Annotated in this window: 15 protein-coding genes; all 15 read right to left on the bottom strand. The window is 69.4% G+C overall.

Annotation, left to right across the window (positions count from 1 at the left end; translation table 11 throughout):
- Window positions 1-7: 7 nt before the first annotated feature.
- The 15 genes from HC031_RS27500 to HC031_RS27430 all read right to left on the bottom strand — a co-directional run bounded on the left by HC031_RS27500 (window position 8) and on the right by HC031_RS27430 (window position 18,625).
- Window positions 8-2,263 carry a heterodisulfide reductase-related iron-sulfur binding cluster gene (locus HC031_RS27500; protein WP_167928377.1) on the bottom strand — a complete coding sequence of 752 codons (2,256 nt, stop codon included), beginning with the start codon at window positions 2,261-2,263 and terminating at the stop codon, window positions 8-10.
- Between the two features lie 24 nt (window positions 2,264-2,287).
- Window positions 2,288-3,346 (bottom strand): 2,3-butanediol dehydrogenase, encoded by a 1,059-nt coding sequence (locus tag HC031_RS27495; protein ID WP_167928346.1) that lies wholly within the window; start codon window positions 3,344-3,346, stop codon window positions 2,288-2,290.
- Between the two features lie 155 nt (window positions 3,347-3,501).
- On the bottom strand, window positions 3,502-4,521 hold the full coding sequence (locus HC031_RS27490) for an aldo/keto reductase (protein WP_167928345.1): 1,020 nt from the start codon (window positions 4,519-4,521) through the stop codon (window positions 3,502-3,504).
- Window positions 4,522-4,607: 86 nt separating this feature from the next.
- Window positions 4,608-5,795 (bottom strand): glycerate kinase, encoded by a 1,188-nt coding sequence (locus HC031_RS27485; RefSeq protein ID WP_167928344.1) that lies wholly within the window; start codon window positions 5,793-5,795, stop codon window positions 4,608-4,610.
- On the bottom strand, window positions 5,792-6,817 hold the full coding sequence (locus HC031_RS27480) for an ABC transporter permease (protein ID WP_167928343.1): 1,026 nt from the start codon (window positions 6,815-6,817) through the stop codon (window positions 5,792-5,794). The genes HC031_RS27485 and HC031_RS27480 overlap by 4 nt, the downstream gene beginning before the upstream one ends.
- A gap of 1 nt (window position 6,818) precedes the next feature.
- Window positions 6,819-8,333 carry a sugar ABC transporter ATP-binding protein gene (locus HC031_RS27475; RefSeq protein WP_167928342.1) on the bottom strand — a complete coding sequence of 505 codons (1,515 nt, stop codon included), beginning with the start codon at window positions 8,331-8,333 and terminating at the stop codon, window positions 6,819-6,821.
- Window positions 8,330-9,394 carry an ABC transporter permease subunit gene (locus HC031_RS27470; protein ID WP_167928341.1) on the bottom strand — a complete coding sequence of 355 codons (1,065 nt, stop codon included), beginning with the start codon at window positions 9,392-9,394 and terminating at the stop codon, window positions 8,330-8,332. Before HC031_RS27470 ends, HC031_RS27475 begins: the two co-directional genes overlap by 4 nt.
- A 2-nt stretch (window positions 9,395-9,396) precedes the next feature.
- Window positions 9,397-10,536: a sugar ABC transporter substrate-binding protein gene (locus HC031_RS27465; protein WP_167928340.1), complete on the bottom strand. Its 1,140-nt coding sequence runs from the start codon at window positions 10,534-10,536 to the stop codon at window positions 9,397-9,399.
- Window positions 10,537-10,682: 146 nt separating this feature from the next.
- A complete protein-coding gene (locus tag HC031_RS27460) occupies window positions 10,683-11,831 on the bottom strand; it encodes an acyl-CoA dehydrogenase family protein (protein ID WP_167928339.1) in 1,149 nt (382 codons plus the stop codon).
- Window positions 11,832-11,853: 22 nt separating this feature from the next.
- The gene (locus tag HC031_RS27455; RefSeq protein WP_167928338.1) at window positions 11,854-13,446 is read right to left on the bottom strand and encodes an acyl CoA:acetate/3-ketoacid CoA transferase; all 1,593 of its coding nucleotides are present in this window, start codon (window positions 13,444-13,446) and stop codon (window positions 11,854-11,856) included.
- 10 nt (window positions 13,447-13,456) lie between these two features.
- Window positions 13,457-14,218 (bottom strand): SDR family NAD(P)-dependent oxidoreductase, encoded by a 762-nt coding sequence (locus HC031_RS27450; protein WP_167928376.1) that lies wholly within the window; start codon window positions 14,216-14,218, stop codon window positions 13,457-13,459.
- A gap of 211 nt (window positions 14,219-14,429) precedes the next feature.
- Window positions 14,430-15,524: a LacI family DNA-binding transcriptional regulator gene (locus tag HC031_RS27445; RefSeq protein WP_167928337.1), complete on the bottom strand. Its 1,095-nt coding sequence runs from the start codon at window positions 15,522-15,524 to the stop codon at window positions 14,430-14,432.
- 19 nt (window positions 15,525-15,543) lie between these two features.
- Window positions 15,544-16,323 carry a sugar phosphate isomerase/epimerase family protein gene (locus HC031_RS27440; protein WP_205863315.1) on the bottom strand — a complete coding sequence of 260 codons (780 nt, stop codon included), beginning with the start codon at window positions 16,321-16,323 and terminating at the stop codon, window positions 15,544-15,546.
- A gap of 32 nt (window positions 16,324-16,355) precedes the next feature.
- Window positions 16,356-17,519: a dihydrodipicolinate synthase family protein gene (locus tag HC031_RS27435; protein WP_338090857.1), complete on the bottom strand. Its 1,164-nt coding sequence runs from the start codon at window positions 17,517-17,519 to the stop codon at window positions 16,356-16,358.
- Window positions 17,516-18,625, bottom strand: a complete 1,110-nt coding sequence (locus tag HC031_RS27430; RefSeq protein ID WP_167928335.1) for a Gfo/Idh/MocA family protein — start codon at window positions 18,623-18,625, stop codon at window positions 17,516-17,518. Before HC031_RS27430 ends, HC031_RS27435 begins: the two co-directional genes overlap by 4 nt.
- Window positions 18,626-18,631 lie beyond the last annotated feature (6 nt).

The following is an 18,631-nucleotide window of genomic DNA, read 5'->3' as shown; positions in this document are numbered from 1 at the left end:
CGACCACTCAGGACGGGAGTCGTCCGGCCGGCGGCGTGTCGACGACCGGCTCGTCACCGCGCTGAACTGCCGCGAGGAGCACCTGGGCCACGTCGACGACCTCGATCTCTCCGCGAGCTGTGCCTTCGGCCTGCTTGCCGACGAGGCCGTCGGAGAGCATGACGCGACAGAACGGACAAGCCACCGCGATCCGGTCGGCCCCGGTCGCCACCGCCTCCTCGGTACGGTTGGCGTTGATGCGGGTGCCGAGCTTCTCCTCCATCCACATCCGCGCGCCACCGGCGCCGCAGCAGAATGACTTCTCCTGGCTGCGGGGCATCTCACGCAGCTCGACGCCGGGCAGCGCGCCGATGAGCTCCCGGGGCGGGGAATAGACCCCGTTGTGGCGGCCGAGGTAGCAGGGGTCGTGATAGGTCAGGGACCCCGTCGAGGCGTCGTCCGGACGCGACACCGGCACCAGCTTCCCATCGCGGACGAGCGTGTTGAGCAGCTCGGTGTGGTGTACGACCTCGTACTCGCCGCCGAGCTGCGGGTACTCGTTCCTGATGGTGTTGAAGCAGTGCGCGCACGTGACGACGATCTTCTTGGCGCGGACCTCGTTGAGCACCTCGACGTTGGCTCTGGCCAGCAGCTGGAACAGGAACTCGTTGCCGGCGCGCCGGGCCGGGTCGCCGGTGCAGGTCTCTCCGTCGCCGAGCACGGCGAAGGAGACGCCCGCCGTGTGCAGCAGCTCGGCGACCGCACGGGTGGTCTTCTTCGCGCGGTCCTCGTAGGCGCCGGCGCAGCCGACCCAGAACAGGTAGTCGACCTCCGAGAGGTCTTCGATGTCCCGACCCGCGACCGTGACCTCGAACGGCAGGCCCTTGGCCCATTCCAGGCGCGCCTGGGCGGGCATCCCCCACGGGTTCTGCTTGTTCTCCAGGTTCTTGAACAGGAGCCCCAGCTCGGCGGGGAACGTCGACTCGATGAGAACCTGATAGCGTCGCATGTCGACGATGGCGTCGACATGCTCGATGTCGACCGGGCACTGCTCGACGCAGGCGCCGCAGGTGGTGCAGGACCAGAGCACATCCTGGTCGATGACCGCGTCGGGGCCGTGCGGGTGGTACGCCGACAGCGGGTCGGCGATGTCGTAGCCGGTGCCGGCGACCAGGGAGACGTCGGCGAGGACCGTGGTCTCGCTGGGCAGGCTGCCGCGCTCGCCTTCCGGGGTGAGCAGGTATGGCGCCTTGGCGTGCGCGTGGTCGCGCAGCGTCTTCACGAGCAGCTTGGGCGAGAGTGGCTTCTCGGTGTTCCATGCCGGACACTGGCTCTGGCAACGGCCGCACTCGGTACAGCTCGTGACGTCGAGCAGGCCTTTCCAGGTGAAGTCCTCGACCTTGCCGACGCCGAGACCGGCGTCCTCGTCGAGCTCCTCGATGTTTTCGAAGTCGACCGGCGTGCCGTCGACCTGTATCGGCTGTAGCGGGCCGAGCGACGTACGACCGTCGGCATGACGCTTGAAGAAGATGTTGAAGAACGCGAGGAACCGGTGCCAGGCCACCCCCATTGTCGGCTGGAGCGCGATGGTGACCATCCACGCCATCGAAATGAGAATCTTGACGGCGGCGACGACGACGATCAGGGTCTCCAGCGCGCGGACCGACAGACCCGAAAAGGCTTTCCCGAGGAAGGCGGTCAGCGGGTAGTGCAGGGCGGAAGCGCTGGCCTCGGCGTGCGCCCGGCCGAGCCCGTACTCCAGGCCGCGCAGCGTCAGAATGCACACCACGACGCCGAGGATCGTGGCCTCGACGTAGTAGGCCTGCCAGAACGTCGAGCCGAAGAATCGGCTCCGCCGTTCCAGGCGGCGCGGATGGTTCTGCTGCCGGATCGCCATCAGCAGCAGGATGCCGACCAACGACGCCCACGAGATCAGCTCGGTCAGCCACTCGTACGGCGCGAAGTGGCCGATGAGCGGGAGCGCGAAGGACGGCTCGAACAGCTGCCCGTACGCCGTGAGCAGGGTGAAGAACAGCAGCCCGAAGGAGACCATGACAAACCAGTGCGCCACGGCGACCACCGGCAGGCGCGACATCCGGGTGTGCCCGAGGAACTCGCGCACCAGGGTCGCGGCGCGGTACGCCGGCCGGTCGGTCCGGGTCCCGTCGGACCGGCCCAGCTTGAAGACGCTGACAAGGTGCGTGACGACCTTGGCGAACAGCGTCACCGCCAGCGCCGTGACGGCGAGGCAGATGACGACTGCGCCGATCTGTACAGCCGAAATGGCGCTACTCCTTGGTTGTTCGGGTCAGGGTGCGATGAGGAGTTTGACGTGCTGGTCCTTGTTGTCGAGGAGCTGCCGGAAACCGCCGTCGACGGCCTCGTCGAGTGGAACGCGTGCGGTGATCAGCGCCCCGGGCGACAGCCGGCCGTCGCTGAGCGCCGCGACGACCTCGGGATAGTCGTCGCCCGCGTAGCACAGTGTCGAACGCAGCGTCTTCTCGCCGTTCTGCAGCAGCTGCATGTCGACCGGAGCGGGCTCTTCCCAGATCGCGACGTTGCAGACGGTTCCCCGCGTACGCACGGCCGTGATCGCCGTCTCGAGCGTGACCGGCAACCCGGACGCGTCGAACGCGACGTGCGGCCCGGTCCCGCCGGTGGCCTTGCGCGCCCGGTCGACGACATCGTCCGTGCGGGGGTCGAGAACATCGTCCGCGCCCAGCTGACCGGCGAGCTGCTTGCGCGCGGCCGACATTTCAGAGATACCCACCCAGCGGGCGCCGTGCGCCTTGAGGCACAGCAGCAGTGCCAGGCCGATGGGCCCGGCACCGACGACGAGCGCGTCCTGCCCCGCTTCGAAGCCGGAGTTCCGCACGGCGTGCCACGCGACGGCGAGCGGCTCGACGAGCGCGCCGACATCGGTCGGAACCGAGGGCGGCAGGATGTGCACGTTCCTGCGGTCCACGACGCAGTACTCGGCGAGCCCGCCACCCCACCCGGACAGGCCGTACACGCCTCGGGTCTCGCAGATGTTGTAGCGCCCGTCCTCACACGCGACGCAGGCGTCACACCGGATCGACGGCTCCACGGTGACCGCGTCACCGACCTGGACGTCGGTGACGCCCTCGCCGACAGCGGCGACCCGGCCCGCGAACTCGTGGCCCATGACGACGGGAGCCAGTTCACCGGTCAGGGGGTGCGGCGCGGTCGACGGGACGTAGATCGGACCCGCCTGGAACTCGTGCAGGTCGGTGCCGCAGATGCCGCACCAGTCGACCTTCACCTTGATCTGGCCGGGCCCCGCCTCGGGCTCCGGAACGTCGTCGATACGCAGGTCCTGGCGACCATGAAATCTGAGCGCGCGCAAGGGGTTCTCCTCTTCTGTACGGACAGACGGCTACCGGGGCGGCACGGGCAGGGGCCGTCTCCCGTTCGGGCGGTGGGCGGTGCGCTCGGCGTCGTGGCGCGCGCCGGGCCGCACCGCACCCACCTACCGAATGGACTGTTACGGCGTCTGGACTGTTACGGCGTCGGCGCGTCCTCGCGGATCAGGCCCTCCTTGCGCAGGTCCGCCCACAGCTCGCCGGGGATCTCGGTGGCGAACCAGTCGTAACCGAGCTGCTGCTGCTCGATGGTGCGCGAGCCGAGACAGACGCTCGCGACCGTCGGGTGTGCGGCGGCGAACTGCACGGCCGCCGCACCGAGCGGCACGCCGTACCGCTCGCACACCGACTGCAGTCGCTGCACCTTCGTGAGCACCTCCTGCGGCGCTGCCGAGTAGTTGAACTTCGCGCCGGCGGTAGCCCCGGTGGCGAGGATGCCGCTGTTGAACACGCCGCCGAGCACGGTCGCGATGCCCCGCTCCTCGCAGATCGGCAGGAACTCGTCCAGCGTGTCCTGGTCCAGCAGCGTGTAGCGGCCCGCGACGAGGAAGCAGTCGAAGTCGCCCTGCTTCGCGGCGGCCACGAGCGGCTCCACCTCGTTCACGCCGACCCCGATGGCCCGGATGACGCCCTCCTCGCGCAGCTTCAGCAGCGCCTTGTAGCTGCCCTCCATCGCCTCGGCGAACCGCTTCGGCGCCTCGACCGGGCCGTGCGTGTACGCGTCGATGTCGTGGATGAAGGCGATCTCGACGCGGTCGGTGCACATCCGCTGGAGGCTGTCCTCCACCTGCCGCATGGTGGCGTCATAGCTGTAGTCGAAGACAGCCTCGAACGGCGCGGTGTCGACCCACACCCCGGTGTCGAAGGTGCCCCGGCGCCTCGGCACCAGCGTCCGGCCCACCTTGGTGGAGATCACGAACTCGTCCCGATCCCGGTGCAGCAGCCCGTGCCCGAGGCGGTGTTCGCTCAGACCGTGGCCGTACATCGGCGCGGTGTCGAAGTACCGCACGCCGGCGTCCCACGCGTGCGCGATGAGAGCCTGGGCGTCGGCCTCCACGATCGGCCGGAAGATGTTGCCGATCGGTGCCGCGCCGTACGAGATGGCCGTTACCTCAAAGCCCGCCCGTCCGAATGGGCGACGATCACTTACGCTCGCCATCACAACTCCTTCAGGTGTTCCCCGCAAGCCCGCGACTTCCGGTTTCGGCGGTCACCGCCGTTGGGTCTATTCGATTGGTGAATGCATCACTGTTGGGTTTGCCGGCCCCGGAGGCCGAGGCTGCTGCGCACGGTACCGGCCGCGCTGCGCGCCACGACACGCAGCAGCCGGTCGGCGTCCGCCAGGCACACGTCCAGCCGGGGCTCGATCTCGGCAAGAGTCAGCACCGTCGTGAACCCGGCATCCGCGAGCTCTCCGGGCGTGAGGGTCGCGCGACCCGCGATGCCGATGACCGGCAGCCCCCGACTGCGGGCGCGCGCAGCGACCACGGCCGGCGCCTTGCCGCTCAAGGTCTGCTGATCCAACGAGCCTTCACCGGTGATCACCACATCCGCGGCGTCGAGGAGCTCGTCGAAGTCGAGCATGTCAAGTACCAGCTGCGCGCCCGAGCTGACCTGGGCGCCGAGCACCGCCAGTGCCGCCGCCGTCACGCCACCCGCGGCCCCCGCGCCCGGAGTCAGCGACGTGCCGGGCCGCGTCGCGTCGAAAAGCGCACCGACGTTGCGCAGCCCCCGGTCGAGAAGCTCCACCATCGTCGGGTCGGCGCCCTTCTGCGGTGCGTACACGTGTGCGGCGCCGTCCGGACCGTGCAGCGGGTTCTCCACGTCGCAGGCCACGGTGATACGCGCTTCGCGCAGCCGTACGTCGAGGTGTGTCACGTCGATCCGCCGTACCGCTTCGAGCGCTCGTCCGCTCGGGTTGAGCTCGTCGCCGGCGGCGTCGTACAGCCGGGCGCCGAGCGCGCTCAGCAGGCCGAGTCCGGCGTCGGTGGAGGCGCTCCCCCCGACTCCGACCGTGATGTCACGGCACCCGGCGTCGAGCGCCGCGCGGATGGCATCGCCGAGGCCCGCGGTGCTCGCGTCGAGCGGCGCCGGACGCCCGGCCGGGAGCAGACCCAGGCCGCAGCAGGACGCCAACTCGACGACGGCACGCGGGCCGGACACCGCGATCGCGGCGGCGACGGGTTCGCCGGTCGGGCCCCGTACGACGACGGGGTGGCGGGCGAAGCCGGCGCCGAGCGCGGCGGCCAGCGTTCCGTCGCCGCCGTCGGCGACCGGCCGGGTCACCACCCGCGCATCCCAGCCCTCGGTGACGCCGTCGGCGATGGCGGCCGCCACCTGCGCCGCGGTGAGGCTCCCCTTGAACTTGTCGGGAGCGACGAGGACCACCGGCGCCGCGTGACCACGCTGGCTGGGATGCACGGACGCAGTCATGCGACCGAGGTGACCCGTTGCCGGTCGACGGTGATCGTGATCGCCGCGATGACGAGGGCACCGTAGAAGATCGGCTGGGCGGACGAGGGTACGCCGACGATGTCGAGCCCCACCCGGAGCACCGTGATGATCAGTACCCCGAGCAGCGTCCGGCCGATGCCACCGACACCGCCCGCGATCGACGTGCCACCGACCACCACGGCGGCGATCGCCGGCAGCTGCAGCGAGTCCGAGCTTCCCGACGACGCGGACTGCAGCAGCGCGATCTGCAGCACGCCCGCCAGGCCGGCGAACAGCGAGCACAGGCCGAACGCGGCGAGGACCACCCGCCGGGTCCGGATACCGCTCAGCGCGGCCGCCCGCTCGTTCAACCCCACGGCCCGCAGTTGGCGGCCGAAGCGCAACCAGCGCATCGCGGCCATCAGCACGAGGGTGAGCGCGAGGATGAGCAGGAACGAGATGGGCAGGCCGTAGTCACGCCCGTAGATCCAGGACACGGTCTCGTAGTTCTGCATCACCAGGATGGTCGACGCGTGCGACACCGTGAGCGACAGGCCGGTCCACAGGCCGAGCGCGCCGAGGGTGACGATGAACGACGGTACCTGGAGCTGGAACTGTACGAGCCCCTGCAGGATGCCGATGAGAAGGCTGCCGACGAGCACGATGGCGATCGCGAGGACCCCCTGGCCCGGCAGCAGCTTGGCGAGGATCACCGCCGAGAAGCTGGTCAGCACCGCGTTCGACAGGTCGATGCGCCCGGTCATGATGACGAAGCTCTGGCCGAGGGCGAGCAGGCCGAGGATCGCGGACTGCTCCGCGAGGGCCAGCAGGTTGTCCGACGACAGGAAGCTCGAGTCGTAGATCGAGACGGCGGCGACGATGAGGATGAGCACGAGGGCGGGGGCGACGCCGATGTCGTGCAGCCGGCTGACGAGGCTCCGCTTGGGTGGCGCGATGGTGGCGTCCGGATCGATCGTCGGTGCCGCGACGTTCGGGGCGGCCGAAGTGTTGGTCGTGCTCATGTCACACCATCCGCTCCAGGACGTCCGTCCGCTCGGGACGCGCTCCGGGTGCCGAGTCGAACTCTCCGGACACCCGGCCGTCCTTCATGGTGATAACGCGATGGCTCATCGCGATCCCCTCCTCGAGGGAGTCGGCCAGTAGGAGCACCGAGATTCCATTACGTGCCAGCTGCCGCACGAGCGCGTAGACGTCGGCCTTGGCGCCGATGTCGAGGCCCCGCGTCGGCGTGTCCAGGATCAGCACCCGCAGGTTCGGGTCGAGCAGCCACTTGGCCAGCACGACCTTCTGCTGGTTACCACCGGACAGGCTCGCCATCGACGTCTTCCCGGAAGGCGTCTTGATGCGCAGCTTGGAGATCCACTCATCGACCGTCTTGCGCTCGACCGAATGGACGAGCACGGGTCCCTTCATGACCTGATCGGTGTGCGCGAGGGTCATGTTCTCCTCGACGCTCATGCCCAGCAGCGCGCCCTCGGTCTTGCGCTCACCCGGGATGTAGCCGATTCCGGCCTTGACCGCATGCGCCGGACTGCGGAAGCGCACGGCCTTGCCGTCGAGCGTCACCGTACCCGCGGTCGTCGCCGCCGCGCCGAAGAGCGCGCGGGCCAGGTCCTCCCGGCCGCTGTCCTGCACCCCCAACAGGGTGAGTACCTCGCCGGCGTGCAGGTCGAACGACACGTCGGTGAAGCCGCGGCCGGACAGCCCGGAGACGCGCATCCGGACGTCGTCGCGCCGCGCCTCCTGCTCGTTCTCGGCGTAGTAGCTGTCGCTGAGATCCCGACCGACCATGAGCCGGAAAAGTTCGGGAACGTCGATCTCGTCCTTGGTGCGCTCCGCGACCACCTTGCCGTCGCGCATGATGTACACCCGGTCGCAGACCTCGAGCACTTCCTCCATGCGGTGCGAGACGAAGACGACGGACGCCCGCTTCTTCAGCTCGTGGATGACCTCGTACAGGCGCTGGATCTCGGCCGCTTCGAGTACCGAGGTCGGCTCGTCGAGCAGGATGACCGGGTCGTGGTGGCTGCCCTCGCCGGTCGCCATCGCCTTGGCGATCTCCACCATCTGCCGCTTCGCGAACGACAACTGCTCCGTGCGGGTCCGCGGCGAGACCTGGCTGCCGATCGCGTCGAGCTTCTCGGCCGCCCGCTTACGCAGCAACGGCCAGCGGAACACGCCCTGCTTGACGGCGTCGCGCTCGTTGCCGAGGTAGATGTTCTCGGCGACGCTGATGTTCGGCAGCAGCGACTGCTCCTGGAACACCATCGCGACGCCCTGCTTCATCGCGTGCGCGATGTTGCGGAACTTCACCGGCTGCCCGTGCAGCGTCACGGTGCCGGAGTCCGGCTGGTAGATCCCACTGAGAATCTTCAGCAGGGTGCTCTTTCCGGCGCCGTTCTCGCCGATCAGCCCGACCACCTCGTGACGGCGGATCTCGACGCTGACGTCGTCGAGCGCGCGGGTGCCGACGAACTGCTTCGATACACCCTGAACGGAGTACGCGACGTCGCTCATTTCACCACCCGCAGCCGTTCGCGGTGCCGCCACAACGTTGCTGTGACCGCCAGGACCACAATGACCCCCTGCACAGACTGCGAGATGTACGGGCTGACGCCCATGAGGATCAACCCGTTGGTGATCGACACCATGATCAGCACGCCGATCGCCGAGTGCACCACGCCGCCGCGCCCACCGGTGAGCAGCGTCCCGCCGATGACGACACCGGCGATGGTCAGGAACAGGTAACCGTTGCCGTTGGCGACGGCCCCCTGGCCGGACCGGGCCGTCGCCATCGCGCCGGCGAGACCGGCGCAGGCGCCGGCGGCCGCGAAGGCGAGCGTCCGGAACCGCTTGACGTTGATGCCGGACAGGCGGGCGATGTCCTCGCCACCGCCGATCACGTACGCGTACCGGCCGAACCGGGTCATGTTCTGCACCCAGAGCCCGATCAGCACCACGACCAGGGCGACGAACGCGAGGCGGGGCACCCCGAGCCACGTCTTGAGCGCCCAGCTGCGCAGGTCCTGGTCCTGCACCACCGGCGGGCGTCCGGCGAAGAGGGTCTGTGCGACCCCGAGCCCGATCTGCCAGGTACCGATCGTCGCGAGGAAGGACGGGATCCGCAGCCTGGTGACGCTGAACCCGGCGATGCTGCCGAGGGCGGCGCCGACCGCGATACTCACCACGACCGCGAAGAGGCCGAAGTTCTCATGCGTACGGTTGTTGGCCACGAGGAGCGCGGTCACCATCGAGGTGGCGGCGACGACACCCTCCACGGACAGGTCGATGCTCCCCATCAGGATGACGAACGTCATGCCGACCGCGAGCACCACCGGGATCGCGGACTGGTCCGCGAGCGCCCGGACATTCGCCATGGTCAGGAACCGGCTGTTGGCGATGCTGAAAAGCACGACCACGAGCGCGAGCGCGCCGAGCGCGGGTAGCGGAACTGATTCGACGCGCAGCGCGCGCCGGACGACGCTCAGTCCGCCGGCATCGGGCGTTGGAGTCTCGGTGCGGCCCGCCGCAGAGCCGCCGTCGGAGCGGCTCTGCGGCGCAACCGTGTGTTGGGACACGATTAGCCCTCGGTGATCGGCGACTCGACGCACGACCAGACGTCGCTGAAGTCGAGCTTCGAGGTGTCGGTGGGCGGCGGCAGCGTGGCGGCGTTGTCAGCCGACACGATGCCCTGGAACTTCAGGTAGAAGGCCCGGTGCTCGGCCGACTCCTTGGCGGGGTTGATCTTGCCAGTCGCGGCGGCGTACCCGATGGCGAGGCCGTACCCGCCCTGGGCGGCACCCGTCGACTGGGTCGTCGCGGCGTAGCCGACGTTGCCGGCCTTCACGTCGTCGATCGCCTGCTGCAGGCCGTCGATGCCGCTCACCTTGACCGTGCCGGCCTTACCGGCCGCCTTGAGCGCCTCGACAGCGCCGAGCGCCATCGAGTCGTTGGCGGCCCAGACGCCGTTGATCTTGTCGCCGTACTTGGTGAGGAACGTCTGGGTGACGTTCTGGCCCTGCGTCTGGTCCCAGTTAGCGGTCTGGTTGTCCAGCAGGTGGACGTTCGGGAACTCCTTCAGCGCCTTCTGCAGCCCGTCGAAGCGCTGCTTGGCCGGCACGTTGTCGAGGATCCCCTGCAGGGCGACGATGTTGCCCTGGCCACCCATCGCCTGGAACAGCGCCTTGGCGGTGTTGTAACCCTGCGGGTTGCCGTCGACCGACATGTGGGAGACCCAGTGCTCCGACGACTTGGTCGGGCCCGTGCCGTCCGGCTTGTTCCACTGGGTGACCAGCCAGGCGCCCTGCCGCTGCACCGCGGTCACGATCGCCGGCAGGATCGAGTTGTCGTTCGGGTCCACGTTGAGCACGGTGCACTTGCCGTACTTGGCCAGCAGGGACTGGATCTGGGTCAGCTGCTTGGACGAGTCGCCCTCACTCGCGATCCAGGTGTAGTTGTTCTCCAGGCCAACCGACTTCGCGAAGGCCTTGGCGCCGGCGTCGACCGCGACGTAGTACGGGTTCTCGAAGCCACGGCCCGACTGGACGAGGTGGACCTGCTTGGGGTCGCACGCGCCCGCCTTGCCGGAGCCGCCGCTCGCGGACGACGACCCCTTGTTGTTGCATCCGGCCGCAGCCAGCAAGGTGACGGCGGCGGCCGCGGACAGGGCGACCACCTTCCGCGCCGATCTTGCGGTGATGGATCGATTCAGGATTCGCATATGCTGCTCTCCTTGCGGGAAATTCCCTTCACGGGGACCTGTTATGAGGAGGGCGCGGTAAGCGATGACTCAAGGCTTCCCGGCCTGGGCACGGCACACCGGGCACCGTGGTTGTTGCTTTCCTTGCGGTTACGACAGGTTGTCTGTTACTTGAGCAGGGCCCGGCTGATGATCAGCCGCTGGACCTCGCTGGTTCCCTCGTAGATCATCGTGATTCGAGCGTCCCGGTAGAGACGCTCGGCTTCGACGCCGCGGATGTAGCCGCCGCCGCCGAGAATCTGGACCGCCCGCGACGAGTTACGTACGGCGGCTTCGGAAGCGAACACCTTGGCCATCGAGCAGGCGGAACCCGCTTCGGCGCCGCGATCGAGCAGGTCTGCGCCGTGCTCGAGAAGCAGCCTGGCCGCCTGGTGGTCGATGGCCATGTCGGCGAGCATGAAAGCGATCGCCTGGTTCTCGGCGATCGGCTTGCCGAACTGGTGGCGCGTGGTGGCGTGTTCGCGCGCGGTGTCGAGGGCGGCCCGCGAGATGCCGTTGGCCAGCGACCCGATGCCCAGCCGGCCCTTCTCGAGAACCTTGAGCACGGCGCCGAAGCCGGCGCCCTCCGCGCCGAGGAGCGCGTCGGCCGGAAGCTCGACGTCGTTGAAGATCAGGCCGCCGACCGGTGAGGCCTTCTGCCCCATCTTCTTCTCGCGGTAGGCGCGCTCCACCCCCGGCAGGTCGGTGTCCACAAGGAACATCGACATGCCGCCCCGCTTGCGCTTGTCCGGGTCGGTGACCGCGAGAACCATCGCGAAGTCCGCGACCGGCGCGTTGTGGATGAAGACCTTCTCGCCGGTCAGCCGCCAGCCGTCGGCCGTGCGGACCGCCCGCGTCTTGATCCCGCCGAGGTCGGAGCCGGCGCCGGGTTCGGTCAGCGCGTACGCGCACCGGGTGGTACCGGCGAACAGCCCGGGCAGGTACCGCTGCTTCTGTTCCGGGGTACCGAAAATCGACAGCAGGCTCCCGACGAGTTCGACGAGCCCGCACTGGTCGGCGATGCTCGCGTAGCCGTACGAGAGCTCCTCCATCACCGTGACGTAGTCCCGGACCGTGCCGCCCGCGCCGCCGTCCTCCTCGGGGATGGCGATGCCGAGCAGGCCGAGCTTGCCCATGGCCTCGTAGATCTCGGCGGGGAACCGTTCGGTCGCGTCGAGCTCCTCCACGACCGGCCGGATCTCGTTGGCGACGAAGTCGCGCACCATGTCCCGGAGTTCGTTACCGGCCGAGTCGGGCGCGGTGGATTGGGTCGGCATCGTTTCTGATCTCTCCTGGTCGTCACAGTGCGGTGGTGGAAGCGTTGGCGGCGAGCTGCGGTGCAACGCCGTTGAGTGGGCCGCTGCGGAACACGTCGGCCGGCATCGTTCGCACGTCGTCGACGATGGGGGCGAAGTCCATGTGCGACAGAACGTCGCGCTCGATGTCGATGCCCGGCGCGACCTCGATGAGCGCCAGCCCCTCCGGGCGGAGCTCGAAGACCGCGCGCTCGGTCACGTAGATCGCGCTGCGCCGCTCCTCCCGCGCGAGCTGCGCCGAGTAGGTGATGTGCCGGACCCGCTCGACGAACTTCGGTACGGCGCCCTCCTGGACGATGTCGAGGCCGCCGTCGCGCACCGCGACCTTCAGCCCCCGGGCGGTGAACGTGCCGCAGAAGACGGCCTTCGTCGCGCCCTGGGCGATGTCGATGAATCCGCCCGGCCCGACGGCGTTCTCGCCGACGTAGCTGACGTTGACGTTGCCGACCGGGTCGACCTCGGCCATGCCGAGCACGCACAGGTCGAGAATCCGCGCCGCGAACAGGTCGAACTGGTTGGTCGACGGCAGCAGCGCGAACGGAGCCTTGCTGACCCCGAACAGCGCGCCACCCACCGGCGCTCCCCCGACGGCCCCCTGCTCGATCAACAGGTCGATCTCTTCGAGCCGACCGGCGGCTTCCAGCACGTCGACGACCTGCGCGCTGATGCCGAAACCGACGTTGACGGTCGAGCCGGCGACGACTTCGAGGGCGGCACGGCGGGCGATGATGGTACGCACGTCCGGCATGAGCGCCGCCCCGTCGACCGTCGCGTGCGTGGTGGGTACGTGCCGGCCGGACAGTGCCGGGTCGTACTCGGACGCGTAGGTCTGCCACTGCGCCGGCGCGACGACGAGCGCGTCGACGACCGGGGCGGGCAGGTGCACCAGGCGCGGGTCGAGGTGCCCCGGCCTGCTCAGGCGCTTGACCTGGCACAGGACCTTGCCACCGCGCCCCTTGGCGGCCGTCGCGGCCGCCAGCGAGTCCAGGAGAGCCGGCTCGTCCTCGAGGCTGACGTTCCCGCGGCTGTCCGCGGCGCTGCCGCGCACGATCGCGACGTCGACGTTCAGAGGGTGGTACCGAAGGTACTCGACTCCGTCGATCTCCACGACGCTGACGAGCTCGTCGCGGGCGGCGTCGTTGAGGCGACCGCCCTGCTGGCGCGGGTCGACGAAGGTGCCGAGCCCGACGCGGGTGATCAGCCCGGGCCGGTTGCTGCCGCTCTCGCGCAGCAGCGCCGAGATGACTCCGGCGGGCAACGCGTACGCCTCGATCTTCCCCTCGCGCGCGAGCTGCTGCATACGCGGCGACCAGGACCAGTGACCGCCGATGACCCGGCGGACCAGGCCTTCGTAGGCGAACCGGTTGAGGCCGCGCTGCTCGCCGTCGCCGATCCCGAGCGCGTGGATGAGCGTCAGCCCGTGCGGGTGCCCTTCCCGAAGGAAGCGGCGCTCGATCGCGGCGTAGATCTCGTCCGCCTCGAGAACGCCTCCGCCGTTACCGGTCAGGGCGACGACGGCGCCGTCGGGAATCAGCGCGGCGGCGCGGTCGGCGTCGACAATGTCGGCGTGGGTCATGCTGTCCGCCTCACCAGATGCTCATGCCGCCGTCAACGGTGACGACGGAGCCGGTGGCGAACGAGGACTCGTCGCTCGCCAGGAACAGGGCCGCAGCGGCGATCTCGGCCGGCGTCCCCATACGGCGAAGGACCTGGCGTTCGGCGAGCTGCTTACGGAAGGCGGCGCGGTCGGCGACGTCCGGACTGATCTTGTCGAAGTACGGGGAGTCGGTCGTGCCCGGCGCGACGGCGTTCACCCGCACACCGGCGTCCGCGTGGTCGATGGCCATGGCGCGGGTGAGCCCGATGACGGCCGCCTTGGTGGCGCAGTACCCGGCGCGCTGCGACATGCCGATCGCGCCCGCGACCGAGGCGACGTTGACGATCGAGCCCGATCCGTTCCGGCACATGACCGGGAGCACCGCGCGGCTGCCGAGGTAGACCCCGTTGACGTTGGTGGCGAACATGTCGTTCCAGGCCTGCGGGTCGGTGTCGAGGACGGTGCCCCGCACGCCGTAGCCGGCGTTGTTGACGAGGACGTCGATGCGGCCGTACGCGGCGAGGGTCTGCTCGACCGCCGCCGCCCAGTCCGCTTCGCGCGAGACGTCACCGTGGATCGCGAGCGCCTCGTGTCCATCCGCCGTCAGCTGCTTGCAGGCCGCGGTCAGCTGTTCGCCGTCCACCGAAAGCACGGCGAGCGCCGCGCCTTCCGCCGCGAACAGCTCGCTGATCGCCAATCCGATCCCGGACGACCCGCCCGTCACCAGGCAGACCTTGCCCTGCAATCGCATCACCGGTTACCTCCTTGGAAGCGTTTTCTACTCGTTGCGTGAACCACTGTCAACAGATTGGAAATAAGTTGGTAAGCGTTATCTAAAATGCAACCGAGCGGCGTACCCGCAGAGCGTGGACATGCCGAAGACGCGCCGGTCGACGCGACGCGCGCCGGCGCGGAGACGGGGTGGTTCCGGGTGGTTGCGGGTGGTCGCGGGTGGTTGCGGGCTAGTGGACGGAGGGAGCCGCGGAGCCGGCCGCGGGTCGCGACGGCAGCCGGTCGGGAGTGGACGATGTGGGCGCCGCCGTGGAGCCGCGGATCACGACCTCCGCCTTCACCAGCGGAGTGTCGTCCACCTCCGCTCCACTCATCATCTGGTGGAGCACCTGCCAGGCGCGCTGCCCCAAGACCCGCTGTGGACTGTTCGCCGTCGTGAGCGACGGTGACACGTACGCGGCGAAGGGGATGTCGTCGAACCCGGTGAGTGACACGTCATCGGGAACGCGCACGCCCAGCTCCTGGAGGCGCGCCAGCGCACCGAACGCGACCAGGTCGTTGAAGGACACCAGAGCCGTCGGCTTGAGTTCGAGCGCGCGGTCGACCGCGGCATGGCCGGTGTCGATGCTCGCTCCAGCGGGTACGGTCTGCACCTCGAGACCGAAGGCCTCCGCCTGTTCGACGGCCCGCTGGCGCTCGACGTTCTGCCAGGACAGCTCCGGACCCGCCAGATAGACGACGCGCCGATGGCCGAGCCTGGCGAGGTGCCCACAGATCTCCACCATCGCCGAGTAGTTGTCGACGGCGACGGTCGGGAGACCGACCCCCACCGCCACCCGGTTGACGAGGACGATGTGCACGTTCTCCTGCGCGAGCCGACGCAGCGAAGCGGCAGGCATCCGCGGTGAGACGAGAACGAGCCCGTCGACCTGCCGGAGCAGGTTGGTGGAGAGGTCGAACTCCTCGTCCGGATCCTCGTTCGCGTCGGCGATGAGCATCTGATAGCCCTCGGTCGCCGCCGCGATGTTCATCGCCTTGATGACGTCGTAGAAGTACGGGTTGGCGAGGTTGGGCACGACGACACCGATGGTGTCACCGACGCCCGAGGCGAGGCGCTGTGCGGCGGGGTTGGGCCGGTATCCGAGCTCGTCGGCGGCGCGGCGGACCCGCTCGACCAGCTCGGACCGGACGCTCGGGCTTCCGCTCATCACCCGGGAGACGGTCGCGATCGATACGCCAGCCGCCTCGGCCACCTCGATGATCGTGACCTGTCGTCGCTGGCTGACCGACGTGTGGCGAGTTCTCGCGTTCTTCTTGTTAGGCATGATGTCGTGATCTCCGCCGCTACACGTGCGTCACAAAGCGCTCACGGACGGAACGCACGACCTCGTGTGGATCCCGCCGCGAAAGACTATCACTGATGATCTCCACTTCGACGTCGCCGCGATAACCGGCGGCGGTGACGCTCGCGGACAGGCGCGGAAGGTCGATATGTCCGTCGCCCATCAGGCCACGACTGGAGAGCTCACCCATGATGGGGACAACCCAGTCGGACACATGGAATCCGAGAATACGTTTTCCGGCGCGGGCGACCTCATGCTCGATGACCGCGTCCCACCATACATGGTAGGCGTCGACGACGACGCCCACGACATCGTCTCCGACCCGCTCGGCCAGGTCGTTGGCCTCACCGAGCGTGGTGATGACCGATCGGCCGGCGATCATCATGGGGTGCAGTGGCTCGATGCCGAGCGGCACGTTCGCGGCCCGCGCGTCCTCGACGAGCGCGGAGATCCCGTCGAAGACCATCTCTCGTGAACCGGCCAGGTCCCGACCCACCACCGGGCCGCAGACGAGCACGAGTGCGGCCGCGCCCAGCTCCCGCGCCTGTTCGATCGCCCGCCGGTTGTCGTCGAGCGCGGCTCGGCGAACCGATGGATCGTCCGCGGTGAACATGCCGCCGCGGCAGAGGCTGGAGACCCGAAGCCCGGCGTCGCGGATGATCCGCGCAGCCTTGGCGGTGCCGACGTCGTCGACGATGTCACGCCAGGGGGCGATCGCCGGGATGCCGTGGGCGACGGCCGTTTCGACCAGCTCGGGCAGCCGCAGACTCGGCACGGTCATCGAGTTGAGACTGCAACGGGACAGATCCATCGCTATCCGACTCCGTTGAGTTGTAGGACCGCGGCCATCCGGGCCGCGGCGAGGTCCGGGTCGGGAAACAGCCCGAGATCGTCGGCGTGTTCGAACACCTCCACGAGGTGGAGGACGCTGCGCCCCGACTCCAGACCTCCGATCATCCGGAAGTGGTTCTGCGCGCCGGTGAGGTAGGCCAGCCACACGACGCCGACCTTGTAGTAGTACGTCGGCGCCTCGAACACGAGCCGGCTGAGGCCGAGCGTCGGGGACAGGATGCCGCGAAAGCCCGGGACGTCGTCGGCGTCGAGCGCCGCGAGCGCGGCCGAGGCGTACGGCGCGATGAGCGCGAACGCGCCGAGCAGCGCGTCGCTGTGGTGGACGCCGTCCCCCGCGATGAGATCGACGTAGTTGTAGTCGTCACCGGTGAACAGCCGTACGCCGGATGGGAGCCGTCGCCGCACCTCGACCTCTTTGTCGGCGTCGAGCAGGGACATCTTGATTCCTGCCACCTTGTCCGGATGGTCGTTGATGATCCCCAGGACGACGTCGGCCGCCTTCTCGAAGTCGGTGCTCCCCCAGTAGCCACGCAACGCCGGGTCGAACGCCTCGCCCAGCCAGTGGAGGACGACAGGTCGGGCCGCCTCGGCGAGAAGGGTCGAGTACACCTTCTGGTAGTCGTCGGGGCCCGCGGCAGCCGCGGCAAGGTGTCGGCTGGCCATGACGACGGCGCGCCCGCCATGGGACTCCACGTAGCCGATCTGTTCGCGGTAGGCCTGCAGCACGGTCGCCACGTCGGGCCGCTCACCGGCGGGGAGCTGGTCGGTGCTGACGCCGACGACGACGTCGGCGCCGACGGTCGACGCTTCGCTGAGGCTCTCCCGGACCAGCCGCTGAACCGCGCCCCAGGACAGGCCCATGCCCCGCTGCGCGGTGTCCATCGCTTCCGCGACCCCGAGGCCGAGCCCCCACAGCCGGCGGCGGACGGCGAGGGTGGCGTCCCAGTCGATCCGCGCTTCGCTGTCGCCGGCACAGGCCCGCAACGGGTCGGCGACCACATGGGCGGCCGCGTAGGCGACGCGGGACGTCGCGGGGTGAGCCGATGTCGGCAGCACCGCAGGGGCGTTGAGGCGACGGGTGTAGAACGTTCCGTCGCTTCGCGGCAGAGTGATAGACGGGGTCACCGCGTCCCTCTCTCCTCGTAGGGGATGTCGCACCAGGTGCCCTGGGCAAGGCTGGTGCGGATCGCGTCGCAGAAGGCGGCTGCGCGCGCGGCGTAACTGAAAGTCAGCCGGTAGTCCGTGCCGAACGCGACATGGGCCAGGAAGTCGCCCCACTGCGACAGGAACTCGTCGCCATGGTTCGGCACGTCGACCGGTCGCCAGGGGGGCTCGGCTGACGGGGCCTTGTCGCCGGTGGTCAGGTCCGCGACAGCACAACCGTCCGGCGTCGCCCGGGCGCTCAGACGGCTGCCGTGCACCGTCAACGTGAAGGGCGTCGCCGGGCGCTGGATCCACGACGACGAGACCACCCCGGTCACCCGGTCATCGAGGCGGACCAGGACGTGCGCCAGGTCTTCGACGTCGACGTCGTACAGCTGCCCGTGCTCGTCGTGACGCTGCGGCACGTGGGTGGCGCCCAGCGCCGCCACACTCACCGGCGTACGGATCAGGTCCAGGAGGTAGAACCAGTGGCTGAACAGGTCGCCGATGAACTCGCCGCCGTCGGCGCGGCGGTAGTTCCAGGACGGCCGTTGCGGCGCCCGGTCCTCGCCGGTGTGCACCCAGTACCCGAAGTCGCCGCGCACGTCGACGACGCGGCCGAGCCGGCCCGCGCGGACCAGCTCGCCGAGTGCCCGGAAGCCGGGGGTGAACAGCTTGTCCTGTACGACCCCGGTCCGCACCCCCGCGTTCTGCGCCGCGCGGGCGAGGGCCACCGCTTCGAGCCGCGTCGGCGCGAGCGGCTTCTCGCAGTACACGTGCTTGCCGGCGGCGATGGCGGCGCGCACCGCGGCCGCGCGCTCCCCGGAGCGTTGCGCGTCGAAGTACACGTCGACGTCCGGGTCACTCAGCACCTCGTCGAGGCTGGTGGACCAGCGCTGGATCCCGTGTTCGGCGGCGAGTTCCCGCAGCGCGTCAGGGCGCCGGCCCACCAGCACGAGGTCGAGTTCGCGGCGGCTGTCACCGGACCGCACGCCCGACCGGCGGAGCGGGATCAGCGCACCCTCGAGGTGACGCGCCCGCCCCATCCGACCGGTGGCGCCGTTGACCGCGACAACGAGCGGTCGCACCCTGCC

This window comes from Planosporangium thailandense (assembly GCF_011947195.1).
Classification (GTDB): Bacteria; Actinomycetota; Actinomycetes; order Mycobacteriales; family Micromonosporaceae; genus Planosporangium; species Planosporangium thailandense.
Note: the sequence above shows the minus strand (reverse complement) of the source record. Positions and strands in the feature narration are given on the sequence as shown.

Excerpts from the sequence above, each read along its gene's own strand:
- HC031_RS27490 (WP_167928345.1), bottom strand. The coding sequence starts at position 4,521 with ATGGCGAGCGTAAGTGATCGTCGCCCATTCGGACGGGCGGGCTTTGAG.
- HC031_RS27485 (WP_167928344.1), bottom strand. The coding sequence starts at position 5,795 with ATGACTGCGTCCGTGCATCCCAGCCAGCGTGGTCACGCGGCGCCGGTG.
- HC031_RS27480 (WP_167928343.1), bottom strand. The coding sequence starts at position 6,817 with ATGAGCACGACCAACACTTCGGCCGCCCCGAACGTCGCGGCACCGACG.
- HC031_RS27475 (WP_167928342.1), bottom strand. The coding sequence starts at position 8,333 with ATGAGCGACGTCGCGTACTCCGTTCAGGGTGTATCGAAGCAGTTCGTC.
- HC031_RS27465 (WP_167928340.1), bottom strand. The coding sequence starts at position 10,536 with ATGCGAATCCTGAATCGATCCATCACCGCAAGATCGGCGCGGAAGGTG.
- HC031_RS27460 (WP_167928339.1), bottom strand. The coding sequence starts at position 11,831 with ATGCCGACCCAATCCACCGCGCCCGACTCGGCCGGTAACGAACTCCGG.
- HC031_RS27455 (WP_167928338.1), bottom strand. The coding sequence starts at position 13,446 with ATGACCCACGCCGACATTGTCGACGCCGACCGCGCCGCCGCGCTGATT.
- HC031_RS27450 (WP_167928376.1), bottom strand. The coding sequence starts at position 14,218 with ATGCGATTGCAGGGCAAGGTCTGCCTGGTGACGGGCGGGTCGTCCGGG.
- HC031_RS27445 (WP_167928337.1), bottom strand. The coding sequence starts at position 15,524 with ATGCCTAACAAGAAGAACGCGAGAACTCGCCACACGTCGGTCAGCCAG.
- HC031_RS27440 (WP_205863315.1), bottom strand. The coding sequence starts at position 16,323 with ATGACCGTGCCGAGTCTGCGGCTGCCCGAGCTGGTCGAAACGGCCGTC.